The sequence below is a fragment of the Methylomonas sp. MgM2 genome (genome assembly GCF_054172045.1).
The window spans coordinates 1-13,429 of sequence record NZ_JBSYXO010000016.1 but is presented as its reverse complement, the minus strand read 5'-3'; the positions used below and the strand labels follow the sequence as shown (position 1 = coordinate 13,429).

Here is a 13,429-nt window from a genome sequence, read left to right as displayed (position 1 = left end):
CCAGAGGTTATTATGAGCAAAATATTAAATGAAGTATTGCTGGCCAATCGGGAATACGCGGCCAATTTCGATAAAGGCGACCTAGTCATGCCGCCCGCACGTCAGTTTGCCATTTTGACCTGCATGGATGCCCGTTTGGATCCGGCCAAGTATGCAGGCTTATCAGAAGGCGATGCCCACGTAATCCGTAATGCCGGGGGCCGCGCCAGCGACGATGCGATACGTTCGCTGGTTATCTCCTATAAATTGTTAGGCACCAAAGAATGGTTTGTCATTCACCATACCGATTGCGGCATGGAAACCTTCACCAACGAAATTATGAGCGATTTGCTGTCCAGCAGCCTGAAAACCGCCAGCATAGACGCATCCGGCTGGCACGACAGCGGCGACGGCCCCGGTTCAACCGACGGCAAATACATCAATTGGTTAACGATTAAAAACCAGGCACAAAGCGTGCTGGAAGACGTCAAACGCATCAAGTCCCATCCTTTGGTGCCAAGCGAAATTCCTGTTTACGGTTATATTTACGACTGTAAAACCGGCAGTTTAATCGAAGTTCCGGAAGCCTCTGAAGCGGGCAGAGCCGGCTAAACTTGCCATTTGTAGATATCGGCCGGGTTTAAGCGTAATGTGCTTAAACCCGGCCCGAAAACCTCGCGCTCGGGTCCGGCCGTCGCTCATACCTACAAGCCGTTCTCGGTTCCTTCCGCAGTCTTAAGACGAAGCGGCTCGCTCAAAACAATCTGCTATTAAACCAAAACACAATCCATATATTCGGGCTGCCGAAAATCACCGGCTGATCGCAGAATGGCCGCGCTTGTCCGGGCAGCTTAGAATCCAGCGCTATTGGAAGCGGTGGATAGTGTTGCGTCCATTTTTTTTGGCTTGATACATCGCGACGTCGGCTTGTTTCAAAATTTTCTCGCCGTTGGTTTCCGCATCCCTAAATAGGTTGATCCCAATGCTCACGCTTAAATCATAGGAGAAATAGTTAGAAACCGTCTGCTCGCGATTGATTTCCAGATGATAATGCTGCGATAACGTTTCCTTAATCTTACGCGCTATTTGCTCCGCCTTTACGCCGGCCTTTTCCTTCTCCGCATCCAAATCGACCAGCAACACGACAAATTCGTCACCGCCAAAACGCGCTATCGTATCTTCTTCACGTACGAGACTTTTCAAGCTATTGGCCACCTTGACCAATAGCTGATCTCCTACATCATGACCAAACAGGTCATTGAGCGCCTTAAAGCGATCCAAATCCAATAACAATAAGGCACCATATCGGTGCTTGCGTTTGCAACTCGCAATCGCGTGCTCCAATCGATCGACCAGTAATCGCCTGTTCGCTAATTGAGTCAGGGGATCGTAAAAAGCCATCTGCCGTATAGTTTGCTCCGTCTGCTTGCGCTCGGAAATATCCTGCTTTACCGCTATAAAATGACTAATCCGATTGAAACTGTTGTATACCGGCGTAATGCTCATGTACTCACAATAGGTTTCACCTGATTTACGCCGGTTAACGATTTCACCTCGCCAAGTTTGACCTTTCAATATCGTTTCCCACAAGTGCTGGTAAAAAAGCGCATCCTGCTCACCGGATTTACAAAGTTCCGCCGGGTTTCGGCCTATACATTCCTGTTCGCTATAACCCGTCAGCTCGCAAAACGCCGGGTTGAGCCACTGAATATTGGCGTTGAGATCAGTAATGATGATGGCATCTGCGCAGGCCTTTAACGCGGCATCATGCAAACGCAATTCCATTTCGACCTTCTTTCTTGCGGTAATGTCTCGATTAGATGCGCGTAGGCCTTGGTAACGGTTGCTATCGTCGTAAACAGGCCGGCAAAGATGATGTATCCAATGAACTGCGCCTTGACGATCGGTAATCCTAAATTCCAGTTCGCCGGCTTTGACGGTCCTAACATGATCTTGCCAATGCCGGAGAAAATCTTTCTTATCGGCTTCGTGCACCAGAATCTCAAGCAAATCGGGACGCCGTTTAAATTCTTTGGCGGTAAAGCCTGTAACGTTCTGACAAGAAGGCGACATGTAAATCAATTCGCCGTCCTTACCCAACCAATACTCCCAGTCGCTGGTGTAATCCGCTACCAGGTGATACATCATACTGGAACGGCGCCAACGCCGATTGGCTCTGAATAACTGAACCGAAAGCAAAAAAACGAGTAACAGAAAAAACGTTCCTGCCCAAATCGGATAGCGATAACGAAAATAGACGTCTCGAAACTGTATGTTCTTGAGTTCGTGCGGATAAATATTTAGCCGCAACATTACGGCCTCCACTTTACTGTAGTCGCCGGGCGGGCCGAAACCATATATTTTCGCTGTCCGCGCGACCGGTTCTTGGCTATCCAAACTCAATAAAGCCAAGGCTACGGCCTTAACGGTTTCCGGAGAAGTCTCGGGCATGGCGCTGAAAGGCCACTCGGGATAAAGTTCGGTCGATGACTTTTGCGGAAAATCGCCATCAGGCTGCTGATGAACAATTCTAAGCGCCCCGCTCTTTACTTTGCCTTCCGCTACGAGCGCTTCAATGACGCCGGTACGCACAAACCCGGCATCGGCTTTTCCCTGCAAGACGGCTTCAACCACATTATCGTGAGGCATCCCGGTGTATAGATAAATGGCCGGTTTCACGCCATGTTTATACAATTCCCACTGTTGCATGATAAAGCCGCCGAACGATCGCTTATCCGTCGCAGCGACTGTCTTGCCGGATAAATCCTCCAGTTCATTCGGCCCTTCGTTCTCGGCGCCGGCAAAAATCACGCCACCGAACCGATTGACCGGCCGCCCGTCGATCGATCTCATCAATGTCGCGATCGCCGAAATACCGGTGCTCTGCCGCAGTAGTACGTAATGTTCAGGGTTGGTAAACACAAAATCCACTTGTTTTGCCGTTGCGGCGGCATCCATATCCGGATAGAAAAGCGGGATGATATTAAACTGGGTGTCCGGAATTTTTGCACTGAGAAAGTCTTCCAAACCTTGCCATTGGCGCCGGGTTTGTTCTAGTGAACGAAAAGACAAAACGCCGATACGCACCGACTTATCCGCAAAAGCTAATACCGATGTCGTCAAAAGACTGATTAAGAGCAGAGTGCGTATCATGATTGAAACGATCTTATACCAAAGATATATTTGTCATCTAGCTTATTCTAGATGAGTTAAGGATAGGCACCGATACCTATTTAACCGCCTATATCGAGGTTAGAAGAAGTTAGAACGTAATCAGCCGCACGGCAAAAAACCAACCGTGGCAAACATGCGTCGTCACGGAGCCGAAGTTGGCGTTTTACCGGATTCAACGATGATACAAAGAAGAACTGGGATTGATTTCGACAACCGGCAACCGTCAGTACCCAAGCCATTAAAGCAGCTTTAAGCGCAACAAGTGAACCCGGCGATTATCCGCGCGTAATACTTCGAAGACAAAAGCGTCGAATTCGACTTTTTCGCCCTTTTTCGGAAAATGTTCCAGACGCTGCAAGATTAAACCTCCCACGGTATCGCAATCAGTATCTTCCAGCTCCGTCGAAAAATATTCATTGAATTCGGAAATCGGAGTCAAGGCATTGACAATAAACTCGCGCTCGCTGCGCTGAGAGATGTATTCCTTGGTTTCATCTTCGTCGTGCTCGTCCTCGATTTTTCCGACAATTTGTTCTAACACATCCTCGATGGTGACTAAGCCGGCCGCATTACCGTACTCATCAACCACGATAGCCATATGATTGCGTTCGGTACGAAATTCTTTCAACAATACGTTCAAACGCTTGCTTTCCGGCACAACACTGGCGGGGCGCATGACGTCCTCGACCTTGACGGTTTTGTCGCGCAAGGCATAGGGGAGTAAGTCTTTGGCCAGCAATATACCGACGACGCGGCTGCGATCTTCTTCAATAACGGGAAAACGCGAATGGGCGAATTCGATGACTAATGGAAAGATGGTTTCCAGCTCGGCTTCCCTGGGCACTACCACCATTTGAGAACGCGGGATCATGATGTCTCTGGCGCGCAGTTCGGATACCTGCATCACGCCCTCCATCATCCTTAACGAGTCGGCATCCAATAAGTGTTTTTCTTCCGACTCTCTGAGAATTTCCAGTAAGTCTTCCTGATCTTGTGGCTCCCCAGTCAGAAAATAGCTGATACGTTCCAGCAAGCTCCTCTGATGGGGCTGACTACTCGGGGGGTTACCTTCGCTACTCATTGCGCACTCTCTTCCTGATAGGGATTGGCTATATTTAACATATTCAATAGTTTGATTTCCAGTGCTTCCATTTCTTCGGCCTCGGCTTCTTCAATATGGTCGTAACCGAGCAAATGCAACACCCCGTGTATCGTGATGTGCGCCCAGTGATGTTCCGGCAACTTGTGCTGTTCTATGGCTTCCCGGCCTATCAGCGGCACGCATATGACCAAGTCGCCTAATAAGTCGGTTTCGAAACCTTCGGGCGCTTCAAATGGAAAACTTAAGATATTGGTGGGGCCTTGCTTGCGCCGGTATTGTCGGTTAAGTGCGGCACTTTCGGCATTATCGACCAAACGTATGACGATTTCGCTATCCTGAGTCGGATCACTCAATACCGTATCGACCCATTTTTGAAATTGCTGCTCGCTTGGATAATCGCCGGCCGCGGTCGCGATTTGAATATCCAGATTATTCATAGTCTACAAAGAGTGTTCCTGCTCATAACGGTCATAGGCGGCAACGATGCGTTGCACCAAGGGGTGCCTGACCACGTCGCGCACGCCGAAAAAGGTAAAGCTAATACCTTCCACATCCTTCAAAACCTTAAGCACGTGCTTCAAACCGGACATTCTTTCGTTGGGCAAATCGATTTGGGTAATGTCGCCGGTGATCACTGCGGTCGAACCGAAACCGACTCGAGTCAAAAACATCTTGATTTGTTCGGTCGTGGTATTTTGCGCCTCGTCGAGAATAATGAACGAGTCGTTCAATGTTCTGCCCCGCATAAATGCCAGCGGCGCGACTTCAATGACATTCTTTTCTAGATATTTTTCGACGCGGTCGTAGCCGAGCATGTCATACAAGGCATCGTATAAAGGCCTTAAGTAAGGATCGACCTTTTGCGCCATGTCACCCGGCAAAAAGCCCAGCTTCTCGCCGGCCTCCACCGCAGGCCTAACCAACACAATGCGGCGTATGCGTTCGGTCTGCAGAGCCTCCACCGCACAGGCGACGGCCAAATAGGTCTTCCCCGTTCCGGCCGGGCCCACACCGAAATTGATGTCGTGCGTCAGGATTTTACGCAGATAATCTTGCTGGTTCTGCCCTCTACCCTTAATCACGCCCCGTTTGGTTTTGATGGCAACGCCTTCCGGCCTAAGCGCGTCCGTGGCTGTCGGTTGCCCCAACAACTGATCGACGCTAGCATCTTGTAGGCTCAGATGCACTTGCTCCGGCGTAATCTCCTCTTTTTCAGCCATCTCGAATAATTTTTGCATGACCGCGCTGGCCGCCTTAACCGCTACATCAACCCCGGTGATCTTAAAATGATTGCTACGGTTGGCGATATCGACATTCAGTCTTTGCTCGATCTGCCGTAAGTGCACATCGAGCTGCCCGCAAAGATTGGATAAACGTTGATTGTCGACCGGTAATAAGGTAATTTCCTGGGAAACTTGAACGGCTGTCAAGATGCTGCCTTTTGCAAAATTTTATCGACGGCGGAGTCAAGCAAACGACCTCGCAACGAGTTCGGTAAAGCCTCCGTGATCAGTACATCGACGAACCGGCCAACTAATCGCGGATGTCCGGCGAAATTGACTGCCCGGTTATTTTCGGTCCGGCCCGTCAAATGTAACGGGTTTTTCTTGGATTTACCCTCAACCAATACAGCTTGGACGCTGCCCACCATGGACTCGGAAATCGCCGCAGCCATTTCGCCCAAGCGCTTTTGCAAACGCTGCAGACGTTGCTCCTTGACCGCTATGCTGACTTCATCCGGAAAATCCGCTGCCGGCGTGCCCGGCCTGGGACTAAAAATAAAGCTAAAGGAAAAATCGAAACCCACTTCCTCTATCAAGGCCATGGTATCTTCGAAATCCTGGTCGGTTTCGCCCGGAAAACCAATAATAAAATCGGATGACAAACTGATGCCGGGACGCACCGCTTTGATCTTACGCATGATTTCCAGGTAGTCCTCGCGCCGATGGCCGCGCTTCATCTCAGCCAGAATCCGGTTGCTGCCGCTTTGTACCGGCAGATGCAAATGATTGACCAATTGCGGAATCTCGGCAAAGGCCTCGATGATGTCGTCGGTAAATTCCAACGGGTGCGAGGTGGTAAACCGGATCCTATCGATGCCGTCAACGGCCGCGACATAATGCAGCAACAGTGCGAAGCCGGCGATATCGCCATCTTCCATTTCACCGCGATAAGCGTTGACGTTCTGTCCCAGCAAATTAATTTCCCGCACGCCTTGGGCCGCCAAGGTTTCAATTTCGGCAATGACATCGCTTAACGGCCGGCTGACTTCCTCTCCGCGGGTATAAGGCACCACGCAATAGGTGCAATATTTACTGCAGCCTTCCATCACGGAAACAAAGGCTTTAGGGCCTTCGGCGCGGGGTTCCGGTAGGTTGTCGAATTTTTCGATTTCCGGGAAAGATATATCCACTACATGTTTGCCGCCGCTGCGGGCTTTATTCAACAGTTCCGGCAGACGGTGCAAGGTTTGCGGCCCGAAGACTATATCGACATACGGCGCGCGTTTTTGAATGGCATCGCCCTCTTGGCTGGCGACACAACCGCCGACACCTATGATCACATCGGGACGTTTGTCTTTGATTTTTTTCCAGCGTCCGACCGCGGAAAACACCTTCTCCTGGGCTTTTTCACGAATTGAACAGGTGTTCAACAATAACACGTCGGCCTGATCCGGGTTGTCGGTGATTTCCAAACCATGCGAAGCCATCAGCACATCCCGCATTTTGTCGGAATCGTACTCATTCATCTGACAGCCGTTCGTCTGTATGTAAAGTTTTTGCGCCATGCTTTTGTAGATTACTCCAACCGATCTCTAACAAAAAACCCCTGTTCTAAAACCGGGGCTTAATTGTTGAATTATACCTATTATTTTTGCCAACTGCTTGTTTTATACGGCAATCCCGACCTGTAAGGCTTCAAACCAATCGATAAAACGCTTGACGTCGTTAGCTTTAAACATGCGTCCGTGCTGGGGCGCTAAGATATCGATCTCCAAACTCCTAACCCGTTCTATCCAGGCGCGTTTGGCTTGATTGGACGGCATCCAGCGTTGATGAAAAAAACGCATACGCTCGATGTGAGCATCGAAATTGTCAACGAATGCCGGCGCATCGGGTATGTCCAGCGCGGCTCCGACATCGCCGGAAAACAATATTTTCGCCTGCGGATCGTATAAATGAAAATTAGCGGAAGCATGCAAATAATGGGCGGGAATGATTTGCAACTCGACGCCGCCCAAGTTGATGACCCCGCCGTTATCTTGAATTGCCACGTATTCGATATTGTCACAACCAAAATGGCGTAAAAAACCTTCCCATAATCCGGCTGCGTGCAAGCGGGCATGCGGCAAAGCTTGATCCCACAAGCCCAACGACGAAATAATATCCGGGTCCTGATGCGAAGCGAACAAATCGGTTATTTCGTCGACCGGCGCATGATGCAGCACGGCCGCCAGCATCGGCGCAAACAACTCGATTCCGCCCGGATCGATCAATAGGCAACGATTCGAGGTACGAACGATATATTGATTGGTATCGATCAGTTTTTCGGGTTTATTGGGATCGCGGCCATACATGATCCATTGGTATTCCCCTTCATAAACTTTTGTCATTTTCATGGACGACATTACCTCATCGCTATTGTTCGACCGGACATAAATCAGTGTTCCGTATTGATTACGCTCAACGCACTACGGCATTTATGCACTTTGTCGTGAATGATTTGCGCGGCGTGGTCCACGCTTTCCGCAACCGCTTGCAAGCTTTGCAAATATTCTCCCGCCTGCGAAGCTTCTATGCGTGAATTTGCGGCGATTACCCGTGCCGCTCTAGCCGGGTGCATTACATCGGCCAGTTGATCTAACAATTCGCTTACATGTCTGCTGAATTGGCGACCGCAATCGGCTCTTCTTTGTCTCGCTTGATCCAATGACAATTTTAACGAATCCGCGTGAGCCGCATATTGGGACAATTCCGCCACTTTTTCAAAGCGTCGGCAAGCATCGGACATGCGGTGTTTTTTTACGGTTAACCGATATAATTTCAATGCATATTCGTTAATATTGTTGACTAGTTCGATGGTTTCCTTGGCTAACTCGTTAATGAAATCGGTGATCGGCTGAAAACCTTTGGCTTTTTCGCCGGCCCTGAATGCGATCGCTTTTGCGTTGGCGGCGGCCAACGATATTTCTTTGGCGACGTCCATAACAGCACTTAATTCCGCCGCGATCGACGCTACCGCAACAAACTGAGATTTGGGCTGGTTTATCTGCATATTGAGACGCTCTCGATTAACGCAGGAGTATTCATAGAGCTTATCGGCATCATCGACGAACCTTCAATATAAATTAACCGGAACTGAATTTATTGATAACGCGTCGGGTCGGGCACGCCTAAAGTTGAAAATCCGGCTTTACGCAGGCGGCACGCATCGCAACTACCGCACGCTCTGCCTTTGGCATCAGCCGCGTAGCAAGACACCGTGCCGGCGTAATCGACGCCAAGCCTCAAGCCCAGTTCGATAATTTGAGCCTTGCTCAAAGTAATCAACGGCGTATGAATTTTGATGGTTTGGCCTTCGACGCCGGCTTTCGTCGCCAGATTAGCCATCTCTTGAAAGGCCTTAATAAACTCGGGGCGGCAGTCCGGATAACCCGAATAATCCACCGCGTTCACGCCGACAAATACGTCGTGGACGCTCAAGACTTCCGCCCATCCTAAGGCAAAAGACAGAAAAATGGTATTGCGGGCAGGCACATAGGTAACCGGAATGCCGCTTTGCGGCGCTTTCGGCACGTCTATGTGCTCGTCGGTCAAGGCGGAGCCACCAATACTATCCAGGCCCAAACGGACGACCTTATGTTCGATCACCCGGAAATCCTGCGCGATTTTCTTGGCGGCTTCCAATTCGGCATTATGGCGCTGACCATAATCAAAACTCAAAGCATAGCAACCGTAGCCCTGCTTTTTCGCATAGGCCAATATCGTGATGGAATCCAATCCGCCCGATAGCAAGATGATGGCATTTTTACCCACGCCATCTTTCGAGGCCGTTAAGTCATTTTCCTCTTGCATCGTCCCAAAGATATTTGTGTAGTTGAATCTGAAAGCGAACCTGTAAGCGGTCCGCCAGAAGTTTATCGGCCAACACGGTTGGAGACATCAGACCGGTTACCGGTGAAAACAGCACCTGGCACCGTTCCGCTAATTTGTAATCGATTAATTTCTGTTTGGACCATTGATAATCGGCTTCGTCGGCAATGACGAATTTCACTTGATCCTGCGGATTCAAGTATTCGACGTTGCCATACAGATTGCGCCGCATTTCCCCCGAACTGGGGGTTTTTAGGTCCATGACCTTGACAACGCGCGGATCCAGTCCCGAAACATCCATGGCGCCGCTGGTTTCCAATGACACTTGATAGCCGGCATCCAGCAACTTAACCATTAACGAATTACAACCCGGCTGGGCCAATGGTTCGCCGCCGGTTACGGTCACGTAACAGGTATCGTAGCATTGGACTTTTTCGATAATCTGATCCAGCGTTAGCTTTTCGCCGCCGCTAAAGGCGTACGCGGTATCGCAATATCCGCAACGCAACGGGCAACCGGTCAGACGGATAAACACGGTCGGCAGCCCGACCGTGTTGCTTTCGCCCTGCAAGGAATAAAAAATTTCGCTGACGCGTAGCGACAAGTCTGCCCGAGCCATTATTGCGGCATATTCGCTAATTTTTTTGCTGCTAAGTGCGCAGCGGTGGTTCCGGGATAACTCGTTGTAATGCGGGTAAAATAATCACGAGCTTTCGCCGGGTTCTGCTGTTCGTACTCGATATAACCCAGCTTTAGCAGGGCATCCGGCACTTTCGAACTATCGGGATATTGACTGATTACCTTATTAAAAGCATCCCTTGCCTTGTCGAACTCTCGGTTGATTTTATACGCTTCGCCCAACCAATACTGAGCGTTGTCGCCATACTGGCCGGTTGGATTATCGGCATACAGCGCTTCAAACATCTTAATTGCCTGCGCGTTATGCCCGTTCCGCAAGGTTTCATATGCTTGTTGGTAACGCTCCTGCTCGCTGAGCTTAGCCGCTGCCGGTTCAACCGGCTCAGCCGCATCATTCTCAACCACTGCCGGCTCCTGCGCCGCACTCTTGTCATTTGGGTTCGTCACGGATGAAGCCGCGGCAGCATCAGACGACGACGCCGTTTGTACCGCCGCTTGACTCGCATCGGCACCGGCCTGTGCAGTCTCGGTAGCGGCTTGAGGCGCCGCTTGGGCACCGGAAGTTAACAACTGGATTCGCTCATCCAAATCCGAATACATATTGTCTTGCTTACGTTCCAAATCGGAGATCGCATGCGCTTGCTCCTCAACCAGTCCTCTTAATTGCTGCACTTCCGACTGCAATTGTTCCAACCGTCCTAACAAATCGTATATAGCGCTATTAGACGGCGCATCAACCTGTGCGGAAGGAGCGCCGTAGGTCATATTGCCTTGATAGTCCGAGTTAGTGGCCGGCGGCAATGCCCCGGCGTTTGTACAACCACCTATGCTGACGCATAACGTCAAAAGTGCAGTTTTTTTCATTGATAACCTACTTCTACCCGGCGATTCATTTGCCACGCGGATTCGTCATGCCCCGAAACCGCCGGCTTTTCCTCGCCATAACTAACAATCTCCAATTGCGCGCTAGACACGCCTTGCGCACGCATCATGCTTTCGACCGATTTAGCACGCTGCTCGCCCAAGGCGATATTGTACTCGCTGGAACCGCGTTCGTCGGCATGACCGGCCAAAATCACGTGTTGGTTCGGATGCGACGCCAAATATTTGGCGTGGGCGGCCACGACGGGAACGAACTCCGGTTTTACTTGGCTGCTATCCAATTCGAAATAAATCGTTTGTTTAGACAATGGATTATTCGGATCGCTAAACTCGGGACCTAAATTCGAGCCGGACCCGTAGCTTGATCCGGTATTGTAGCCGTCACCGGAGCCAAATTGACTGCCAGCCATTGAACCGTCATTATAACCGCTGGTAGATGCATCGGTAGCGCTTTGACTACTATCCGCAAGACTCCCCTCTTCTTCGGTCGAGCTACAACCGGCAAGCAAAATCGCGCTCATAGCCAGGGCCATATAAGTTTTGTTTAATTTCATACAACGTCTCCAAAATATACAAAGTTCAAACGAAAAAAATTTAATAAATATTCAGCGCATCACGTCTCAATAAAATTAGTGAATAGAGAGGGATTATCCCCGCTATTCGTATCGCTGTATTTTATATTTTGCCGTCTCACCGGGTACCAAGCCCGGCACAATTACTCGCCGAATAGTTACAAAATTTATAGCGTTATCCTAAGGAGCCCAAGCAGGTTCTCTTACGCTGCCGCTTTCGAAATCCAGTTTTTGCTGCATCGCACCGTCGGTAGACACCACCGACAGCACGGATCGGCCGCCTTTATTCGCCGAAAACAGGATCATACTGCTATTCGGCGCAAAACTGGGTGAATCGTCTAAATTACCGTCGGTTAAGACCGTTACCGTGCGCGAAGCCATGTCCATCACAGCAATCCTATAGCGGCCTCCGTTACCGCTAACCATGGCTAAACTTCGACCATCGGCGGAAAAACGCCCTCTAGCATTGTAATCGCCCTGGAAAGTCAGGCGAGTAGCTCGACCGCCGCCGCTGGGAATCATGTACAGCTGCGGTTTACCGCCTTGATCGGATGTATAGATGATAGAACTACCGTCTGGCGACCAAGTCGGCTCGGTATCGATCGACAAACCCGACGTCAATCGGTTAAGCCTTCGGGTCGCTAAGTTCAAGACGTAAATATCCGGGCTACCGTCTTTTGACAGGGTCATCGCCAATTGACTTCCATCCGGTGAAAATGCCGGAGCGCCGTTAATGCCCGGATAGGCCGCGACACTTTCGCGCTGGCCGGTAGCCAAGGTCTGCACATAAATCGCCGAACGTTTGGTATGAAATGAAACGTATGCGATCTTTGATCCATCGGGCGACCAAGCCGGGGCCATAATAGGCTCGGGCGACTCGGCGATAGTCCTTGGGTTGTAGCCATCGGCATCGGCCACTTGCAGCATATATTGCTTACCGCGACCTCTCTGGAGGCTGGTTACATACGCAATTCGCGTGTTGAATACACCTTTGCGCCCGGTCAGCTTTTCGTAAATCAAGTCACTAATGTGGTGGGCGGCACGACGCAATTCGTTGCCGCCCACCGTCAAACGGTAACCCATCAATAGTTGACCGTTATGCACATTGAACAAATGGAACTGAATGTTAAAACTTCCACCGTTGCCCATTACCTGGCCGATCACCAAATAATCCTGACCCAAAGCTTGCCAGTTACGAAAATCCACTTGCTCCGGATCGCTAGGCTGAGAAAGCATATCTTCTTCATTCAGTGTTTTAAAGAAACCACTGCCGGACAAGTCGGAACTAATCACATCGGACAGTTTGACATTACCGACCGAACCTTGCTGCGCAAACGGCACAACCGAGATGGGTATCGCAGATTGCGCGCCTTTAGTAATTTCGATTGTTAATCCTGCGGCATGGGCAGTGCCGAGCAGAACAGGCATCAATGTGATGAAGAAAACCTTTAACAACGTGATCATTCCGATTATTCCGGTTTAAATATGAACTCAAATACTCTAAATTGCTGATTGAACAGTGCCCTGTCTTGCGGCACCGGTAACGGCGATGCTTTCAGCACAGCATTGACCGCCGACCGATCAAAGACATCATCGCCGCTACTGCTAATAACCAGTACTGGCTTCATTACTTCCCCGCTGGGCAATAATTTTACCTGAATTGTACATTTTAAGCCTTGTACGGCGTTGATCGGCCTCGTCCAAGCGCCTTCCACTTTTCGCATAATGGCTTGTTGAGCGGCTAGACTCGCTTGCTTATCGGCTTCCGCTTTAGCCGCCGCCTGTCTCTCCTGCTCGGCTTTAGCTGCGGCGGCTGCCGCTTCAGCCTCGGCTTTGGCCTTAGCTTCGGCTTCCGCCTTGGCCTTGGCTGCCGCTTCGGCTTTCTGCTTGGCTTCGGCATCCGCCTTGGCTTTGGCCGCCGCTTCGGCTTTTTGCTTGGCTTCGGCGTCCGCCTTGGCCTTGGCCGCCGCTTCGGCTTTTTGCTTGGC

At 50.3% G+C, this 13,429-nt stretch carries 14 protein-coding genes; 1 reads left to right on the top strand and 13 read right to left on the bottom strand.

Annotated features, from left to right (window positions below; genetic code table 11):
• Positions 1–12: 12 nt before the first annotated feature.
• Positions 13–591 carry a beta-class carbonic anhydrase gene (locus ACW73I_RS13030; protein WP_458029818.1) on the top strand — a complete coding sequence of 193 codons (579 nt, stop codon included), beginning with the start codon at positions 13–15 and terminating at the stop codon, positions 589–591.
• 252 nt (positions 592–843) lie between these two features.
• On the opposite strand, the gene ACW73I_RS13025 is transcribed toward ACW73I_RS13030, so the two are convergent.
• From ACW73I_RS13025 to tolA, 13 genes are all read right to left on the bottom strand, one after another.
• Positions 844–3,132, bottom strand: a complete 2,289-nt coding sequence (locus ACW73I_RS13025) for a diguanylate cyclase domain-containing protein (RefSeq protein ID WP_458029817.1) — start codon at positions 3,130–3,132, stop codon at positions 844–846.
• Positions 3,133–3,391: 259 nt separating this feature from the next.
• Positions 3,392–4,234, bottom strand: a complete 843-nt coding sequence (locus ACW73I_RS13020; protein WP_458029816.1) for an HlyC/CorC family transporter — start codon at positions 4,232–4,234, stop codon at positions 3,392–3,394.
• Positions 4,231–4,692: an rRNA maturation RNase YbeY gene (gene ybeY / locus ACW73I_RS13015; RefSeq protein WP_458029815.1), complete on the bottom strand. Its 462-nt coding sequence runs from the start codon at positions 4,690–4,692 to the stop codon at positions 4,231–4,233. Before ybeY ends, ACW73I_RS13020 begins: the two co-directional genes overlap by 4 nt.
• A gap of 3 nt (positions 4,693–4,695) precedes the next feature.
• Complete coding sequence (locus ACW73I_RS13010; RefSeq protein ID WP_458029814.1) at positions 4,696–5,685, bottom strand: PhoH family protein; 990 nt, start codon at positions 5,683–5,685, stop codon at positions 4,696–4,698.
• A complete protein-coding gene (gene miaB / locus ACW73I_RS13005; protein ID WP_458029813.1) occupies positions 5,682–7,043 on the bottom strand; it encodes a tRNA (N6-isopentenyl adenosine(37)-C2)-methylthiotransferase MiaB in 1,362 nt (453 codons plus the stop codon). The genes ACW73I_RS13010 and miaB overlap by 4 nt, the downstream gene beginning before the upstream one ends.
• Before the next feature lie 102 nt (positions 7,044–7,145).
• Complete coding sequence (locus tag ACW73I_RS13000; RefSeq protein WP_458029812.1) at positions 7,146–7,874, bottom strand: oxygen-binding di-iron domain-containing protein; 729 nt, start codon at positions 7,872–7,874, stop codon at positions 7,146–7,148.
• A 41-nt stretch (positions 7,875–7,915) separates the two neighbouring features.
• Positions 7,916–8,530, bottom strand: coding sequence for a chemotaxis protein (locus ACW73I_RS12995; protein ID WP_458029811.1), 615 nt, complete (start codon positions 8,528–8,530; stop codon positions 7,916–7,918).
• A gap of 89 nt (positions 8,531–8,619) precedes the next feature.
• Positions 8,620–9,330, bottom strand: a complete 711-nt coding sequence (gene queC / locus ACW73I_RS12990) for a 7-cyano-7-deazaguanine synthase QueC (RefSeq protein WP_458029810.1) — start codon at positions 9,328–9,330, stop codon at positions 8,620–8,622.
• A complete protein-coding gene (queE, locus tag ACW73I_RS12985; RefSeq protein WP_458029809.1) occupies positions 9,314–9,967 on the bottom strand; it encodes a 7-carboxy-7-deazaguanine synthase QueE in 654 nt (217 codons plus the stop codon). Before queE ends, queC begins: the two co-directional genes overlap by 17 nt.
• Positions 9,967–10,851 carry a tol-pal system protein YbgF gene (gene ybgF / locus ACW73I_RS12980; RefSeq protein ID WP_458029808.1) on the bottom strand — a complete coding sequence of 295 codons (885 nt, stop codon included), beginning with the start codon at positions 10,849–10,851 and terminating at the stop codon, positions 9,967–9,969. Before ybgF ends, queE begins: the two co-directional genes overlap by 1 nt.
• Positions 10,848–11,423, bottom strand: coding sequence for a peptidoglycan-associated lipoprotein Pal (pal, locus tag ACW73I_RS12975; RefSeq protein WP_458029807.1), 576 nt, complete (start codon positions 11,421–11,423; stop codon positions 10,848–10,850). The genes ybgF and pal overlap by 4 nt, the downstream gene beginning before the upstream one ends.
• A gap of 198 nt (positions 11,424–11,621) precedes the next feature.
• A complete protein-coding gene (gene tolB, locus ACW73I_RS12970) occupies positions 11,622–12,905 on the bottom strand; it encodes a Tol-Pal system beta propeller repeat protein TolB (protein ID WP_458029806.1) in 1,284 nt (427 codons plus the stop codon).
• Positions 12,906–12,910: 5 nt separating this feature from the next.
• Positions 12,911–13,429 (bottom strand): cell envelope integrity protein TolA (gene tolA, locus ACW73I_RS12965; RefSeq protein ID WP_458029805.1); only part of this gene is annotated, 519 nt, incomplete at its 5' end.

Bases quoted from the DNA above. Each gene is read 5' to 3' on its own strand.
- ACW73I_RS13030 (WP_458029818.1), top strand. From the start codon at position 13: ATGAGCAAAATATTAAATGAAGTATTGCTGGCCAATCGGGAATACGCG.
- ACW73I_RS13025 (WP_458029817.1), bottom strand. From the start codon at position 3,132: ATGATACGCACTCTGCTCTTAATCAGTCTTTTGACGACATCGGTATTA.
- ACW73I_RS13020 (WP_458029816.1), bottom strand. From the start codon at position 4,234: ATGAGTAGCGAAGGTAACCCCCCGAGTAGTCAGCCCCATCAGAGGAGC.
- ybeY (WP_458029815.1), bottom strand. From the start codon at position 4,692: ATGAATAATCTGGATATTCAAATCGCGACCGCGGCCGGCGATTATCCA.
- miaB (WP_458029813.1), bottom strand. From the start codon at position 7,043: ATGGCGCAAAAACTTTACATACAGACGAACGGCTGTCAGATGAATGAG.
- ACW73I_RS13000 (WP_458029812.1), bottom strand. From the start codon at position 7,874: ATGAAAATGACAAAAGTTTATGAAGGGGAATACCAATGGATCATGTAT.
- ACW73I_RS12995 (WP_458029811.1), bottom strand. From the start codon at position 8,530: ATGCAGATAAACCAGCCCAAATCTCAGTTTGTTGCGGTAGCGTCGATC.
- queC (WP_458029810.1), bottom strand. From the start codon at position 9,330: ATGCAAGAGGAAAATGACTTAACGGCCTCGAAAGATGGCGTGGGTAAA.
- queE (WP_458029809.1), bottom strand. From the start codon at position 9,967: ATGGCTCGGGCAGACTTGTCGCTACGCGTCAGCGAAATTTTTTATTCC.
- ybgF (WP_458029808.1), bottom strand. From the start codon at position 10,851: ATGAAAAAAACTGCACTTTTGACGTTATGCGTCAGCATAGGTGGTTGT.
- pal (WP_458029807.1), bottom strand. From the start codon at position 11,423: ATGAAATTAAACAAAACTTATATGGCCCTGGCTATGAGCGCGATTTTG.
- tolB (WP_458029806.1), bottom strand. From the start codon at position 12,905: ATGATCACGTTGTTAAAGGTTTTCTTCATCACATTGATGCCTGTTCTG.